Consider the following 16,856-nt stretch of genomic DNA (forward strand, 5'->3'; position numbering starts at 1 on the left):
TTCTTAAACTGGGCGACTGCTTTTAAAGGTCCATTAACCATAGCTAAAAAAATCCCTGTGTATGAAATTTATACACAGGGATAATTTTATTAAATATTAAATTTAGATACTCTTACTTGTAAATCCTCAGCAAGGTTTGCTAAAGAGACAGCCGCAGCAGATACTTCTTCCATTGATGCAAGTTGTTCTTCGGAAGCTGCAGCAACAGAAGATGAACTATCAAATGTGTCGCTTGCTACTGTAGACATATTATTAGCATGTGTTGCAACGTCTTTTACAATGTTATGAATGTTATTTGTTATGGACGATATATCTCCAACTTGTTCTTTTACTTGCCCTACAGATGTCAGGATATCCTGGAAAGTTTCTTCTGTATGATGCGCGATTGTAAGCCCAGAATCAACTTTTTCCTTAACACCATTAATAGATGTTACTGTTTGCTTCGTATCCTTTTCAATTTCGGTAGCAATATCGGATATGTCAGAGACCGATTTTCTAGTTTGTTCCGACAGTTTTCTAACTTCATCTGCAACTACTGCAAAGCCTTTACCTGCTTCACCAGCACGTGCAGCTTCGATTGCCGCATTTAAGGCAAGCAGGTTAGTTTGGTCGGCAATGTCCGTTATTAGTTTTAATATGTGAACAATCTCTTTAGAACGCTCATTGAGCGTAACAAGTGCTTGATCTGTTTCTAATACTGCATCATTTATTAATTTCATCTGTGCTACAGTATCTTGAACGAATGCAGATCCTTGCATGGTTTTCTCATTTGTTGCAATCGTTATTTCCATTGTGTCTTTTGCTTTTTCTGCAATTAGAGTTATTGCATTTGAGCTTTCTTCAGCAGAGCGAGCTGATTCTTTTGCCATATTTGTTTGGTGTTCTGCTCCTTCTGAAACCTGTTGAATTGAAGTAGAGATCAGTTCGGTACCTTTCATGGTCTCGTCTGCACTTGCCATTAACTCTTCAGCGGAAGCTGCTACTTGACTGGAGCTATCAGAGACATGGGTAATGACTTCTCTTAAATTCAGCGTCATTTGTTCAAAGGATTTCTGTAATGTAGCCACTTCATCACGGGTTTTTACCTGTACAATATCTACTGCAAGGTTTCCATTTGCAATTTCCTCAGCATTTTTGGTAATGTCGCGTATTGGTCGAACAATCCTGTTTGTAAAGAAAATCACCAATGTAATACTACCAACTAGTAAGAGGACTATTAAAATAATTGAAATGTAAATAATTCCATCAATCTTGTTTTGCAAATTACTTTGCATAATCGAATATTCAGCAGTAATATTTCGTTTTAATCGAATCACATCATTGATTAATCCTTTGGTACGTGTGGATTGTCGTTTTATCTCTGCAAGGTTTTGCTCTGAAATTGCTTGATTGGAATAATTTAATATTTCTTCGTACTTTTTAGCTATGCTAGTATTCAGTTGTTTCTGATCGGTTGTTGTTAAGGAAGGAGTTAGCTGATCGTTTATAGATTTTGTTGATGCTAAATCTACCTCAATATCATTTTTATTGCTTTCTGATATGTTAAGGGAATATACACTTAATGATTTTTGTAAACTTTTTGCTGAACTATTTAACTCTTCTACTTTAACTAAAGCTTCCACAATTTCTTCCGTAGAGGATTTTAACGCCGTTAGTTGAATTATGTTATAGGCGATGATGCAAGCAGATAGTAGCAAAGGAATAATTGATATCATTAATATCTTCTGTTTAAGCTTCATTATTCAAGTCACCTAATTTCTATTGTAGTATTTTAATGGAACCATTTGCGATATCTTCTTGTAGCTTAGCTAATCGATTTTGCTCAGCAGTAGATAGATTGATTACACGAATTGGTGCTATACTTACACCATTTTCTTTTATTCCTAATAATTGATCTTTTTGGGGTATTTTATTGGTTTCTACAAGTTCTTGAACAGTATTAAAAATAGCCACGTCCACTTGTTTTAGCATAGAAGAGACCACTGCTTTTTCAGCCAAATAAAACTGGTCGCTATCTACTCCAAATGAATAAGTACCTGAGCGCTGTGATTCATTTATAACGCCTACTCCTGTAAATCCAGCAGCTGGATATATAAAGTCAGCTTTAGCTGAAATCATTTCCGCTGCAATGCTTTCACCTAATTTATCGTTACCAAACTCACCTGCGTATTTAGACAAAATAACAGCATTCGGATTTTCAGACTTCACTCCAGCCGTAAAACCTTTTTCAAATTTATGAATGAGAGGAACATCCTCGCCTCCAACAAATCCTATGACATTACTTTTTGTTTTCATGCCAGCGATTGCTCCTAATAAGAACGATGCTTCCTCTTCTTTAAATGTTACATTATATACATTGGGTAGCTCCGATTGAGCATCTATCAGTAAAAATGATTCATCTGGATATTTTTTTGCAATAGTTTCGAGATCCTCCTGGATGGCAAACCCTAGTCCGATTATTAAGTCGTTATCGGATTTCACTAGCTCTTCTAAGCCTTTTGCATATGTATCTGTATCATCAATTTCGCGGTAATCAAATGAAATATTTAACTCGTCACGTGCTTTTTCTAAACCTTGGAATCCTAAATCAGAGAATGATTGATCTCCAAGTCCAGCGTCGGAAAGCATAATACCGACTTTTAGTTGATGGGATTCAGAAGTCGTGTCCTTCTCAGTGCATCCACTTATAATCAATAAAAACATGCATAATAACCCAATCACAATACTGTTTTTCATAAAGCCACTCCTAACATAATAAATATTGTTGTACTATACTACTATCGTTTCAAACCCGAGATATTTAATAGGTTTTGTTTACATTAATAATTCAGAAATTTAGAAGGGGAAGAAATAGAGGAGCCATAGTTTGGCTCCTACTTTTAAGAGATAAGGTATAAAATGTTCTGTGAACACTGGATTCGTAGGGTTTTAAAGATAAGATTGGGCAAGCCTATCACTTTGATGGTAAGAGTAGTCCAAATTTATTTAGTGAAAATATCATCTATGATTTCTATTGAATTAGAAATGCTGATATTCAATGATAAATGCGGATAGTAAAATTTCTTTGTGATAGCTTACAGTCCAACATTAATGATTTTCAAATACGCTGTAAAATAGTAAGTACCATAGACTTTAATTATGCGTTTACTTCAAGCGTACATGCTTGATTGGAGCGTAGGGCGGCTTCTCGAGTAGGAACAGTGCGAGCTGAAGACCCTGGAAGGAGCGTAGAGAAAATCTTTTTTGCGACGAGCTTGCGCAGGAGCAAAGGGAGCGGCTGAAGCCGTGCCCATGGAAAGCGTCTGCCCAGAGCAGAAATCAACAATATCTATGTTTCTGTTCTTAAAACATTATTATTTATTACTCGAATTTATATCTTAGATTATTGCTGATTCCAAACAACAAGCTTTGTCTCTGTCATTTCATGAATTGCATATTTAACACCTTCTTTACCGGTACCGCTTTCTTTCACACCTCCGTATGGCATTTGGTCAATACGATAGGTAGGAATATCATTAATCATGACACCTCCAACCTGTAATTCCTTTGAAGCTTTAAATGCTGTTTGTATGTCATTTGTGAAAATGCCAGCCTGTAAACCAAAATCGGAATTGTTGATAGCGGAAATGCCTTCTTGAATAGAAGAAATACGGTTAACTACAACGATTGGTGCAAAAACCTCCTGGCAAGAAACTTTAGAGGTTGAGGACACATTTGCTAAAATAGTAGGTAAGAAAACACCATTTTCTATTGTGCCACCAGAGATAATCTTAGAGCCTTGTTCGACTGCTTCTTGTACCCAGCTTAGCGCACGTGCTTGTTCGTCGGGATGAATCATAGCCGAAATATCTGTTGATTCCTCATCTGGGCTTCCAATTACGAGCTGGTTTGTTAAAGTAGAAAATTGCTCCAGAAACTCATCGTATATTTCATCCATTACATATGTACGCTGTAAAGAGATACATACCTGACCTTGGTTAGAGAATGCACCCATTACGCATTTTGGAACAATTTTAGCTAAATCTACATTTTTGTCTATAATTAAACCTGAGTTAGAACCAAGTTCAAGAGCTACTTTCTTCAATCCAGCTTTTTCTTGAATACCTTTTCCAACTGCTGGACTACCAGTAAATGTTATCATTTTGACTTTGTCGTTTTTGACTAATGCATCTCCAATAGTTTTTCCGCTACCCGTCACTACATTGAATACTCCTTTTGGCAGTGCTGTTTGATCGATTAACTCTGCTAAAAAGAGTGCGGAAAGGGGAGTTTGTGAGGCTGGTTTCAAAACGATTGTGTTGCCAGCAGCAATTGCAGGACCAACTTTGTGTGCTACTAAGTTTTGTGGGAAATTAAATGGTGTAATCGCCCCAATTACTCCAATTGGTTCTTCAATTGTATAGCCAAAACGGTTTGCCCCGTTTTTTGCTGCGTCCATAGGAATCATCTCTCCAGTTAATCGTTTAGCCTCCTCTGCAGCGAATTTATAGGTTTCAATCGTACGATCAATTTCACCTAATGCATATTTAATAGGTTTAGCGGCTTCTAAAGAAATGATTTCCGCAGCTTTCTGACGATTATCCATAAATAATTGCGCAATTTGTTCTAAAATGGCAGCTCTTTCGTATGCAGTTAAAGCTGCCATTTGTTTTCTTGTTTCATACGCAATGTCAATTGCTGTTTCAACATCTTCAAGAGTAGCTTGTGGAATCTGTGCTATAGCTTCTTTTGTATGGGGAGAAAGTAGTTCTGTATATTTATTTGAAGATTTCCATTCACCATCTACGTAATAATGCTTTTTCATCGAATCATCCTTTCAAGATTATACTTAGTGTGATTAGCCGATATGGATCGCAATATAGGTGAAATACCTGTTCTAACTCTACCATACCCATTAATACCAGTTCTAATATTCCTATGTATTTTAGTAATCAAAAAAATCGCTTGATGCGTGCACATCAAGCGATTAGTATTATATTTTAATCGTCATAACGATCGTCGTCATCATCGTCGTCTAGCTCAGATTCGAGGATCTTCCCTGTGGTTGCATCGACTGTAAACTCTGCTTTGCCCTTGGCTGTGCGAAGCTCAATTTCATATTCAAACTGACCATCATCCGAATCTAATTTGATTTCTGAAAGTGTTCCTTTAATTTGTTTCTGAGCAATTTCAATTGCTTTAGCTTCTGTTATAAGCTTAGCATTAGTAGGCACTTGATCATCATCGTCGTCTTGGTCATCGTCATCTTCTCTTATATTTAAGACTTTTGCTGTGTAAGCTTCGACGCGTACTTCGTATTCTTTAGATTTTTCTGCATCGATATCTACATCATAAAATGTCTTTCCGTTTCTTTGTTCCAATTCTACACTTTCAATTATTCCATCTACTTGGGTAAGTGCCACTTCTTTAGCCTTTTCCATGCCGATCAATTTTTCGTTTTGCGATTTACTTAATTTAAGGTTGTCGTCATCTGCTAGAGCATTAATCGCAATTCCTCCGCTAATCACAAGTGCAGCTGCTAATGAACCAATTACTATTTTTTTCATTTATTTCTCCTCCTAAGTTTTGTTTGCCTTACATGTACTACTATAAACAACCTAAAAGAAAGGATGGGGAGGGGAAGGTTAAAATTTGGATAGAAAATAAATTTACACTCATAGGAAGATTGAATAAGATTTCTAATTCGTAAGTAAGGGTCAGCAAGTAAATTGATAGACCTCAGGTAAATAAAAATGAACGCAAGTAAACATCGAAACGTCACAATGAAGTGCTTCTGCACAAGCGCGTAGCGATAAAAGAGTATGGAGCAGAACAATTATTAAAAAAGAAAGGTTGGTAGCGGTAGTTGCCGCGACCAACCTCATTTAGGGCTTCTTTTAATCCTCCCAATCTACCGATTTCACTGTACCAGTGTAAGCATCAACTTGGACAACTGCTTCACGATCGTTTTCTCCATTTTCAATCTCAACCTCCACCAAGTAGTATGGTGTTTGACCAGAAGGGTGATGAAGTTCTACATCATCATCAGCAACGCCTTTTAAATGTTCTGCTGCAATAATGAGTGCCTCCTGCTCAGTGAGGATTGTGCTTTCTGTTGTTACTGGTTCTTCTGTTGGAGCATGAGTTGAATCTATTATGGAACCGTTATATGGGTCTACCTTTAGCGTAATTTTCTCATTTTCCTTCAGAACAATTGCTTCGTAGTATGGGGTATCTGTATTATTTATAAAATGAATGGATTTTAACTCACCTTGTGTAGCAATTTCTTTTTTTATTTGATCCTTAGTCAGTTTATTGAAGGGAGGTGCTACCTCTTCAGTCGTCATTTGTTCTAGTGAAAGTATATCTCCTTTTTTTGTATCCATCCTAACAGTGTAAACGCCATTCTCCATTTGAATTTCAAGCTGATACTCGTTATCGGATTTCGAAGCGTGGATAATTTCACCTGGATATTTTGCTAGTGCAGTTTCTTTCAATTCCTTTTCTGTGAGAGACTTAGTAGAAAAAAGAGATAGCCAAAGCACACCGAATACTAACAAAACTACTAATATGGTTCCTCCAATTATCCAACTGGATTTATTTACCTTCATCGTATGCGTCACCTCATGATTCTGTCTGTTGCAATAGTGTACAACTCGAAAGTTAGAATTCGGGGAGAAAATCTATTTTTCTTTTTGCATAAAAAGCGTCACGACTGTGCCTTGGTTTTCTTTACTACTTAGTTCAATACGTGCACCGAGTGCATCTGCAATATCTTTTGCCATAGTTAAACCGAGGCCGGAACCACCTTGCTTCCTGCTTCTTGCTTGATCAACTCGGTAAAATCGATCAAAAACTTTCGGTAGATCCTCTTTAGGTATGCCAATTCCTCTATCCTTGATTTGGATAGTGGTCTCTTTTTCTGTCTGTCCAACGTGAATAGTAATTGGTCCATCACTATACTTACGCGCATTATCTAAAAAGATGAAGAGTAATTGCTTCAGCTTTTGAATGTCAGCATAACCAATTATCTTCTTGCTCCCTTCGACAAATAAATCGCGGTGATAAGTTGTTTGAAAGGTGTTCGCTATTTCCTGGACAAGCTGGCAAATGTTAATCTGCTCCATTTGGAGAATCCATTTTTCCTGTCTTGCAATGGACAATAGCTGCTCTGTCATTTCTCGCATTCGAATAGCCTCAGAGTGGATGGCATCAATGGATTCCTCAAATAAGTCTGGCCGATCTAAACCTCGTCGCTTCATTAAATCTGCATAATTTTCAATAATTGTTAAAGGAGTTCGAAGCTCATGTGATGCATTGGAGACAAATTGTTCCTGCTTTTCATAGTTTTTTTGAAGCAGCGATATCATATGATTGAACGTTTCGCCCATTTCTACCAGTTCTCCCTCGGTAGTATCCTTTAGCTCTAATTGTTTAAATTGACCGTTTTTTTGTATATCTTTCATTGTATTAATCATTGTACGAATTGGTTGGATGATTAAATTGCTTAGAATTCGACTAGAAATTAGGGTTGGTAAGATTGCAATTAAAGTTACAAATATTAAAACGATTCCTAATAAATGAATCATATCGTTAGTAGGTTCAATACTAGTGGTCATCTGTAAATTCACAACAGATCCGTCAAGCCACACCATGGGGAATGATACAAAAACATATGATGTTCCCTCATATGTTAACAACTCACTAAACTCTCCGTTGTAAAAGTTATTGTCCCGTGAACTTAGTTTTCCCTCAGATAGGGAGGTGATTTTATTGTCAGTAGTTAAGTCCTCTTTCAATAATTGAATCATGCCGTCCACCGGTACGTTAGCACGTAATAATTCACTTGGCGCTATACTGTCAGCTGCTTTTTTGATATCGGTGACGACCTTTTCGACCTCAGCTTGTGTACGCTCTAGTTCATTTTCTTTCATTAAATGACTAAATACAAAATAGATAGAAGTATTCATGATTATCAACAGCACTATAAATAATACCGACGTATATAGATTTATTTTATTGCGTAGCTTCATGTGGCATCCTTCAGGACATATCCTACGCCTCTCACTGTATGTATGAGTGCAGTCTCATGATTTGCATCGATTTTTTTACGAAGGTATCTGATATATACATCGACGATCTTTGTATCCCCATAGTAGTCGTAGCCCCATACCGATTCAAGAATCTGTCCACGATCCAATACTTGTCGCTTGTTTTTCAGTAAATATAAAAGCAAATCATATTCCTTTGGAGTCAAACTGATTTCTAAATCACTTCTAAAAACATCTCTTGTTTTTTCATTAATTCGTAAGTCACTAAACTGAATCCACTCGTCATCTATTGGACTTGTAGGAATAGTGATTTGGCTCATTCTTAGCACTGCGCGAATTCTAGCAAGCAATTCTTCCATTCTGAAAGGCTTTGTTATGTAATCACTGGCGCCAAGGTCGAGACCAGATACTTTGTCTTCAATAGAATCCTTGGCAGTCAATAAGATAATTGGAACCACAGAATTTTTTCCTCGAATGCGTCGTAGTAATTCAATTCCACTCATACCTGGAAGCATTATATCTAGTAAGATCAAATCCCATTTTTGTGAAAGGAACATGTCAAAAGCCTCAATCCCATCCAAAGCCTTGCCGGTTTCATAGCCTTCATAGTCCAATTCAATTTCAAGTAGCCTTACTATTTTTTCTTCATCTTCTACGATTAAAATCGATTCCTTAGACAAGTTATTCACACCTTTCGAATCCATTAGTGGCTCTATTATATCAATAATTAATAACCCATGGAGTAAGAGAAGGGTTTGGTTTAAAGAGGAATCTGAAAAAAATAATATTATTTTAGAGGAAATAGGGTAAACCAACAATAATAATTTATACTTGAAAAGTTTGAATAGCCTTTCATTTTACATCGATTATTCTATTTGGTAATATGCGATTGAGTCGTCTGTCGTCAGACATCAATCAACCCGGATATTAAAAGTAGTGTTAACTACTGTATAGAAAGAAGGAACAATGATGAATGTGTTATGGGGAATCTGCGGTATTCTAGTCGTTTTAGGTATTGCTTTTCTTTTCTCAAGTGCCAAAAAATCGATTAAATTAAGAACAATCCTAGCGGGGTTGACGATACAGATTTTATTTGCTTTTGTGGTGCTGAAGTGGGAAACAGGACGTGAAGTTCTAGTTAAGTTTTCGAATGGAGTACAAAACTTAATCTCCTACGCAAACGAAGGAATTTCTTTCCTATTTGGACCCTTAGTGGCAAATCAATCTGGGGTAGTTTTTGCTTTTCAAGTGTTGACAATTATCATTTTCTTCTCTTCACTTATTTCTATTCTATATTATTTAGGAGTTATGCAGTTCTTTATTAAAATTATTGGAGGAGTTCTTTCTAAAATTCTTGGAACTTCAAAAGCGGAATCCATTTCTGCTGCAGCTAATATTTTTGTGGGACAAACAGAAGCTCCACTAGTTATTCGACCTTTTATAGCAAAAATGACTAAATCTGAACTTTTCGCTGTTATGACCGGAGGATTGGCGTCTGTAGCAGGTTCTGTGCTTGTAGGGTATGCATTATTAGGCGTTCCGCTAGAATACTTGTTAGCTGCTAGCTTTATGGCAGCACCAGCAGGCTTGATCTTAGCAAAAATAATGATTCCTGAAACAGAAGAGGTAGATGAAACTGATTTTGTCATGGAAAAGGATGAAAGTTCAGCAAACGTTGTTGATGCAGCTGCAAAAGGAGCTAGCGAAGGGCTGCAGCTTGCATTGAACGTTGGTGCGATGCTGTTAGCCTTCATCGGAATTATTGCGTTGCTTAATGGTTTACTTGGAGGTATAGGTGGGTTGTTCGGATACGGTGATCTCTCACTTGAAGGTGTTTTAGGATTTATTTTCTCTCCATTAGCATTTGCAATTGGTATTCCATGGGCAGAAGCAGTACAAGCAGGTTCATATATCGGGCAAAAACTTGTATTGAATGAATTCGTTGCTTATTCTTCATTTGCACCTGAAATTGCAAATTTATCGCCTAAAACTGTCATTGTGGTTAGTTTTGCGTTATGTGGATTTGCCAATTTAAGCTCTATGGCTATTTTACTTGGAGGTCTTGGTTCAATGGCACCGAGTCGTCGTTCAGATATTGCTCGTTTAGGTTTTCGAGCTGTAGCAGCAGGGGCGTTAGCTTCACTTTTAAGTGCATCTATTGCAGGTATGTTCATTTAAATTTAAATATAATATAGTGAGAGTAAACCCCATCCATTTCGATTGGATGGGGTTTTATTTTAAGAGATTGGAAATATATAAATATGTGGATTCGTATAGCTTTAAAGAACGAATAATCCTGTGATTTTCGTTTCATGTAAAGGCTTTCCACGTGCGATGCCGAGCTTCCTCGTAGCTACCTGAGGAGTCTCGACTTTCTCGCTTATCCCACAGGAGTCTCCACATTCCTCTTCCATCAACTTGATTGGAGCCGCAGGGCGGCGACTCAAGTGGGAACAGCGCGAGCTGAAGACCCTGGACGAAGCGAAGGAAACGGCTGAAGCCGTGCCCACGGAAAGCGTCCGTCCTTCGCTGTAATTAACGGCATATCCATATTTCTGTTCTTAAAGTACCAGGCGTCTTTTCCCGGTTTTTCTTATTTGACTGCTTTTTGAATTGCTTGTTTTCTACTATTTGTTTTACCAAGTTTCAATAAGATGCAATAGGGAAAAGATGATAAGGAAAGTTTTAGTAGGAAAGGGTGTATGAGCATGACTAATAATATTCCTCGTGAAGAAGGGCTAGATCACAGTCTGAGTTTGTTAAGAGAAGGATATATGTACATTCCAAATAGAAAGAAAAGCTTCGCCTCTAACATATTTGAAACTCGCTTATTAGGGCAGAGTGCAATCTGTATGAGTGGAGAAAAAGCAGCAGAATTGTTTTATGATGAAAAGAAATTTATGCGAAAAGGGGTAGCTCCTAAACGTTTGCAAAAGACATTATTTGGAGAGGAAGGGGTCCAAACATTAGATGATGAGGCACATCGCCATCGTAAGTCGATGTTTATGTCGTTGATGACGAAGAGTCGTCTACAAGTTTTACATGAAATTACGAAAATGCAATGGCAAATTGCTGCAATGAAGTGGGAGCAGATGGAACAGATCGTTTTGTATGATGAAGCAAAAGAAATCATGTGTAGAATCGCATGTGAATGGAGTGGAGTTCCGGTTAAGGAGGAGGAACTAAAAGAAAAAGCGGAGCAGTTGGCCGCCTTATTTGAATCACCAACCGCCCTTGGTCCACAGCATTGGAAAGGGAGGTATGCCCGTAAGCAGTTGGAACAATGGGTAGTAGGTTTAGTTAATCAAGTTCGAGAGGGGCATCTTACTCCACCAGAAGGTACTGCGCTACGAGAAATCTCATTGCACAAAGATTTGGAAGGGAAATGGCTAGAGGAAAAAGTAGCAGCTGTTGAAGTTGTAAATATTTTAAGACCAATTGTTGCAATTGCTATTTATGTTAATTTTACTGCACTCTCAATTCACCATTACCCTGAGCAAAAAGCAAAGCTAGAGACTGCAGATGCGAAGTATTTTCAAATGTTTGTTCAAGAAGTGAGACGGTTTTATCCTTTCTTTCCAATGGCAGCAGCAAAAGTAAGGAAAGATTTTGCTTGGGAAGGTTATTCTTTTAAGGAAGGGACGTTAACGCTACTTGATTTGTATGGAACAAATCATGATGCAGAGTTGTGGGATAACCCAGATATATTTAATCCAGATAGGTTTACCGGATGGGATAAAAGCCCTTTCGATTTTATACCTCAAGGTGGAGGAGATTATATGATGGGACACCGTTGTGCGGGAGAATTTGTGACCATTGAAATAATGGAAGTATCGCTCAATTTTTTAGTTAATCATTTAGCTTATCAGCTTCCGGAACAAGATTTGAGCTATAGCTTGGTTAGTATGCCAAGTATCCCCCGTAGCGGAATAGTTCTAAAGAATATCCAAAGAATAATGTGATGAAAAAAAGTGAGGCTGGATGTAACGTCAGTTATGACCAGCCTACCAAAAAGTTAATAATGATTACCACGATGCTAGATAATTGGATAATACTGTTCATATCTAGGATTATAGAAAAAGGGAGGTCGTATTCCAATTTTTGGTAGCAAAAATGGACTAGAATTGGAGTTATATAATACCTTAACCTGATCCTCTGAATAATTGATCAGTAGTACTTCTGCTTCTCTATTGGGTACTGAACTTTGCACAATGTTTCCTCCTTAGTAGATTACTTCTTACTAATCTATTCTGCGCTACCTGCAATGGTAACGTCCATCAATCCTCACTTAAGATCATACGTATATATTCACCTTAACTGTAATTGGGACATAAGATAATTGGATTATTACATTTAGGAGGATTACTATGTCCCATAAAAACGAAACAAATCAAATCTATCCAATGTATCCTAATTACGGGAAAATCACAAGATATGAAGATGTACCAATTACTGTGCCAGAGCAACGTCAACTAAGACAACCAGGTGTTGAGGGGTTAATGAATCCGCATCCAATTATTGAAAACCCTAATTATGAAGGAAGTAACAAACTAAAAGGGAAAGTTGCGCTCATTACAGGTGGTGATAGTGGAATAGGGGCTGCAACCGCTATTGCTTTTGCGAAAGAAGGAGCAAATGTTGCAATTTCTTATTTAGATGAACACGAAGATGCAAATCGTACAAAGAAAAGAATAGAAGAACTTGGACAACGTTGTATATTATTACCTGGAGATTTGCGAGAAAAAAAACAGTGTGTTGAGATAGTAGAAGCAACAGTTCAAGAATTTCAGCAGCTTGATATTCTTTGTAATCACGTTGGGATTCAATTTCAGCAGCTGAGTTTACTTGACATTTCTGATGAGCAATTCGACGATACTTTTAAAGTAAATATCTATTCACATTTTTATACAACGCGTGCAGCGTTACCACACTTAAATCCGGGAAGCACAATTATTAATACCTCTTCCGTCGTTGCATTTGATGGCAATGAACAACTAATTGATTATACTGCAACAAAAGGTGCTATTATCGGTTTTACACGGGCACTTGCCAATAGTTTAGTTAGTAAAGGTATTCGGGTAAATGCTATAGCGCCAGGAAGAATATGGACACCACTAATACCTGCAAGCTTTTCAGCGGACGAAGTGACGCAAGCGGGCAATCCAATGCAACGTCAAGGTCAACCTTTTGAGGTAGCTCCGACGTTTGTGTATCTTGCTTCAGATGATTCACGTTTTGTGACTGGACAGACGCTCCATGTAAACGGCGGACAATTTACTTCATCGTAGTGCATATTAATTAAAAAGAATCGGGCGAAAAGACGCCCGATCCTTTAAGGTCAAAACCTAATTCTATTGTATTCGAAGGCTTTTAGACAGATGTTTTGCTCTATGATTACCGTGTGTTTATTAATGATATTGGTTGTGACGGATATCACAACTAATATCATTTTTTTAGGTAATCTAATCAAGTTTGTCTGTCAATCAATCTCCTTTAACTCAATCCAAATTCAGTAATTAGTGATGCCAGACCGCCTTGGAATCCGCTTCCGATTGCATTGAATTTCCACTCATTATTGTGGCGGTATATTTCTCCAACAACCAGTGCAGTTTCTATTGAGAAGTCTTCCCCTAAGTCGTAGCGAACAATCTCTTCATTTGTATCTTCGTTTACTATTCGTATAAAAGCGTTTGAAACTTGACCGAAGTTTTGTTTTCTTTGTTCTGCATCGTGAATGGTTACAGTAAAAACAACTTTTTGAACAGCGTTGGGTACAATTGGTAATTTAACTAGAAGCTGCTCGTCATCACCGTCTCCATCTCCAGTACGGTTATCTCCTGTGTGGACGACTGAACCTTCTTCGCTTTGTAGATTATTATAAAAGATAAAGCTCTTTTCATTAAAGGCTTTTCCATTACCATCTACAATAAAAGCTGAAGCATCTAAATCAAAGTCTTCACCGCCACTATATCTGTTTGTATCCCAGCCCAGTCCAACTAAGACATTTTTTAATCCTGGATTCGTTTTCGTTAAATCAATTTTTTGTCCTTTTGATAGGTTAATAACTGACATTTTATTTCCCCCTAATCCATTTTTAAATTACTTTCTTTGCCCATCCTCATATTTCTTTTGCAATTCTTCCAAACGAAGACGACCTTGTTCTCTCATTTTACGATTTTCTTCTTCAATAGCTTTTGTTTCGTTCATCCCGCGCATAATCGTATCCCATGTTTGTTCGATTGTTTCAATTTTAATACTAGGTTGCCCTGACATTCTAGCGATATCCACACTTTGCTTGGATATATCATTGGCATTACGAAGTAACATTTCGTTTGTTCTACGATCTAGCTCGCTCATCGATTGTGCAACAAGATTTTGTCTTTTAGCCGAAATTGCATTGATAAGTCCTGTTTTAAAAATAGGGATAGTTGTTACAAATGCTGAATTTATCTTACCGATTAACTTTGTGTTGCCTCGCTGAAGCATTCTGATTTGTGGTGCTGATTGATAGGATACCTGTTTCGCCATTTCAAGATCATAAATACGTTGATCTAGTAGCTCAATCGCATTTTGCAATGAATTCAATTCCATCAGTACTAGTTGATCACCATTTTCAGCTTTTTGCTGTAGATTAGGCACGAGTTGTCTTAACTGATTGACCTTCAATTCACCAGCTACAATATACTTTTCTAATTCCATAAAGTAGTTGAAGTTTTTGTCGTACAAATCTTCTAATGTAACTGTAGATTTTTTCATCTCAGTTTCATACTTTGTTATCTCAACAAATACCTTATCGATTTCGCCACCCATTGTTTGATATTTATTGAATAGCTTTTCGATTAATTTCTCACCTTGTTTAAAGATTTTACCGAAGAAAGAGGGTTTTTCAACAAAGTCTTTTTTGTCAAATTTATCCATAATCTTACCGAGCTGTTTTAATAGTTCACTGGATTCTTCCATACTACTGGACTTGATCGTGCTTAAAATTTGTCCTGTAAACTTGGAGATTTCATCAGCTGGCTCACGACCAAATTCTAATAGACCAACTTGGTTTTTTGGGTCAATTTTTGCTACTAGCTGTAATACTTGTGGGTCACGTTTCAGCTGTGCTTTTAAATCGTTACTTTCCTCCATCATTTGTTCTTGCTGTTCAATTTCTAGTTTTTGTAATTCCACGTTTTCTCCCCATTTCTATAGAAATTTCTTGAAAATCTTCTGAACTACACTTGGTTCTTTAAATGGATCATTGAAACTTCTATCGTCCATCCAGTGTATATCGAAGGTGCCTTCTAGTACCCATTTTTCAATATCAAGATGCCCTTTAGGATTCACGATAACAATATCTAGACCTAAATGGTGCATCATACATAAGGCGTTGGCATCAGTTCTTGAAAGTTCAGGACCATTCTCCTCGTTATAAATAAATATTGTTGGAACAAATTGAGGGTAATCAAATGTTTGTAAAAGACGAATAACAAAATCAGGTAATACCATGGATTGTGCAAATGCGTATAATTGGAGGTCCTCCAATGTTTCATTGGACTGGAGAATAAGTATTGGTTCGCTTACGTGTTTGGCGATTGTCTCCCCGATAACAGTTTGCGTGCCTAAAGGGAGTTTATCATATGTCCACCAATTTGCAGCTTTCATTTTTTCGGGATCTAGCATACCATCTGCTTTTAATGCATCTCGGTAATGGAATAGCTGATTCGTTTTTTGCTCCTTCGTGAAAGGGAATTGGCGAATTACTTGTGTGTCATCTCGCTCTGTTAACGAATGAACGTTATTCCAAAACCGTTTTCTATTTTTGTCTATACCTAACAGTTTTGCGAAGACTACAGGAATTGTTACCTGTCGGTTGCTAACCTGGAAGTGAGGACGAATCATTGCTCTTTCTTTAGAAATCAAGAAAGCTTCATCTTCTGTAGTTTTCAAACGGATGGAGTTAATGGAATACGCTTTAAATTGAAAAGGTTTATAAAGTCCTGAATCTTCATGATGTAAAAGCTCGTTAATTTCTTGGGTTGCTTTAAATGCTACAGTACCTGCAATTTTTGGCATCTCATCTGGGAGCGGTTTTATATCTTGAGAAACCTTAGGGAAACGGAAACTAAGGTCATCCGCGATTGCCAGTAGGCTTTTGGGCCATGATTCATCACTTGGATTGAAAATAACTACATGGAGACCGAAATCAGCTAAGTATGTAAGAAACCATTTTTCGCTAGGAGTTGCACTGCCGTACCAAAGAAATGCAGGAAGACCTTGTTCGAAATCTATTTTCTCTAACACTGGTTCTACATGATTGAAAATCCACTTTACAAGATCAGTAGTAATACGGCGAAATTCATGATGAAGTGTGCCTTCTGTGTAGCTGTTTTGTAACTTCTTTAGTAAATCTATTAGGACAGTTCTAATTCGTCTATTTAGACCCAGATCTTTCAAATTTGGCAATAATGAGTATCCATCAAGAAAGGCAACCATTCGATTTGGAGAAAGTCCTTTTTCTTTCCTATGCATATCAAAGAGTTGGTTGAGTGCTCGTAATTTCTCGGCAGAAATTCCTTTGTTAAGTACCCCAGTCAGTATGCTTAGTTTTCCTGAGGATTCATTAACTTGTGTATGCAGAATTGAGAAATATTCATCTTCATCTAAGGACATGCCAATATACTGGCAAACTAATTGAGGATATTTTAAGTTCTCTCCGTCTAATGTTACTTGAGAAGGATCTCCTAAAGAATCTTTCAACCATAATCCGATATTAGATGAATCCCACGACTTCATCCTGATGGGATTTAAATTAACCATGGGCTTTCCCTCCTATTCATA

14 protein-coding genes are annotated in these 16,856 nt (G+C 37.3%); 3 read left to right on the plus strand and 11 right to left on the minus strand.

The window, feature by feature from the left end; translation table 11 throughout:
- Positions 1-89 precede the first annotated feature (89 nt).
- The 7 genes from MKY60_RS02115 to MKY60_RS02145 form a co-directional block, all read right to left on the minus strand.
- A complete protein-coding gene (locus MKY60_RS02115; RefSeq protein ID WP_241597513.1) occupies positions 90-1,739 on the minus strand; it encodes a methyl-accepting chemotaxis protein in 1,650 nt (549 codons plus the stop codon).
- A gap of 19 nt (positions 1,740-1,758) precedes the next feature.
- Positions 1,759-2,736 carry a BMP family lipoprotein gene (locus MKY60_RS02120; protein ID WP_093493436.1) on the minus strand — a complete coding sequence of 326 codons (978 nt, stop codon included), beginning with the start codon at positions 2,734-2,736 and terminating at the stop codon, positions 1,759-1,761.
- 646 nt (positions 2,737-3,382) lie between these two features.
- A complete protein-coding gene (locus MKY60_RS02125; protein WP_241597511.1) occupies positions 3,383-4,804 on the minus strand; it encodes an aldehyde dehydrogenase family protein in 1,422 nt (473 codons plus the stop codon).
- Positions 4,805-4,979: 175 nt separating this feature from the next.
- On the minus strand, positions 4,980-5,546 hold the full coding sequence (locus tag MKY60_RS02130) for a PepSY domain-containing protein (RefSeq protein WP_241597508.1): 567 nt from the start codon (positions 5,544-5,546) through the stop codon (positions 4,980-4,982).
- Between the two features lie 330 nt (positions 5,547-5,876).
- Entirely contained in the window at positions 5,877-6,590 is a 714-nt protein-coding gene (locus tag MKY60_RS02135; RefSeq protein ID WP_241597505.1) for a PepSY domain-containing protein, read from the minus strand.
- Positions 6,591-6,662: 72 nt separating this feature from the next.
- Positions 6,663-8,012: a sensor histidine kinase gene (locus tag MKY60_RS02140; protein ID WP_241597502.1), complete on the minus strand. Its 1,350-nt coding sequence runs from the start codon at positions 8,010-8,012 to the stop codon at positions 6,663-6,665.
- On the minus strand, positions 8,009-8,710 hold the full coding sequence (locus MKY60_RS02145; RefSeq protein WP_241597499.1) for a response regulator transcription factor: 702 nt from the start codon (positions 8,708-8,710) through the stop codon (positions 8,009-8,011). The genes MKY60_RS02140 and MKY60_RS02145 overlap by 4 nt, the downstream gene beginning before the upstream one ends.
- Positions 8,711-8,999: 289 nt before the next feature.
- Between MKY60_RS02145 and MKY60_RS02150 the strand changes: the two genes are divergently transcribed.
- Both MKY60_RS02150 and MKY60_RS02155 read left to right on the plus strand, forming a co-directional pair.
- A complete protein-coding gene (locus MKY60_RS02150; protein WP_340931059.1) occupies positions 9,000-10,208 on the plus strand; it encodes a NupC/NupG family nucleoside CNT transporter in 1,209 nt (402 codons plus the stop codon).
- A 524-nt stretch (positions 10,209-10,732) separates the two neighbouring features.
- Complete coding sequence (locus tag MKY60_RS02155; RefSeq protein ID WP_241597493.1) at positions 10,733-11,992, plus strand: cytochrome P450; 1,260 nt, start codon at positions 10,733-10,735, stop codon at positions 11,990-11,992.
- A gap of 74 nt (positions 11,993-12,066) precedes the next feature.
- Here MKY60_RS02155 and MKY60_RS02160 read toward each other — a convergent pair whose 3' ends face one another.
- Positions 12,067-12,240: a hypothetical protein gene (locus tag MKY60_RS02160; RefSeq protein WP_241597489.1), complete on the minus strand. Its 174-nt coding sequence runs from the start codon at positions 12,238-12,240 to the stop codon at positions 12,067-12,069.
- 157 nt (positions 12,241-12,397) lie between these two features.
- Here MKY60_RS02160 and MKY60_RS02165 point away from each other — a divergent pair, with 157 nt between their 5' ends.
- The gene (locus tag MKY60_RS02165) at positions 12,398-13,318 is read left to right on the plus strand and encodes an SDR family oxidoreductase (RefSeq protein ID WP_241597487.1); all 921 of its coding nucleotides are present in this window, start codon (positions 12,398-12,400) and stop codon (positions 13,316-13,318) included.
- 205 nt (positions 13,319-13,523) lie between these two features.
- Here MKY60_RS02165 and MKY60_RS02170 read toward each other — a convergent pair whose 3' ends face one another.
- The 3 genes from MKY60_RS02170 to MKY60_RS02180 are packed head-to-tail and all read right to left on the minus strand — an operon-like array spanning position 13,524 to position 16,835.
- On the minus strand, positions 13,524-14,102 hold the full coding sequence (locus tag MKY60_RS02170; protein WP_241597483.1) for a TerD family protein: 579 nt from the start codon (positions 14,100-14,102) through the stop codon (positions 13,524-13,526).
- Between the two features lie 27 nt (positions 14,103-14,129).
- Positions 14,130-15,167 carry a toxic anion resistance protein gene (locus MKY60_RS02175; RefSeq protein WP_090565178.1) on the minus strand — a complete coding sequence of 346 codons (1,038 nt, stop codon included), beginning with the start codon at positions 15,165-15,167 and terminating at the stop codon, positions 14,130-14,132.
- 54 nt (positions 15,168-15,221) lie between these two features.
- A complete protein-coding gene (locus MKY60_RS02180; protein WP_241597481.1) occupies positions 15,222-16,835 on the minus strand; it encodes a YceG family protein in 1,614 nt (537 codons plus the stop codon).
- Between the last annotated feature and the right edge of the window lie 21 nt (positions 16,836-16,856).

The sequence above is a fragment of the Psychrobacillus sp. FSL K6-1415 genome (genome assembly GCF_038003185.1).
GTDB lineage: Bacteria > Bacillota > Bacilli > Bacillales_A > Planococcaceae > Psychrobacillus > Psychrobacillus psychrodurans.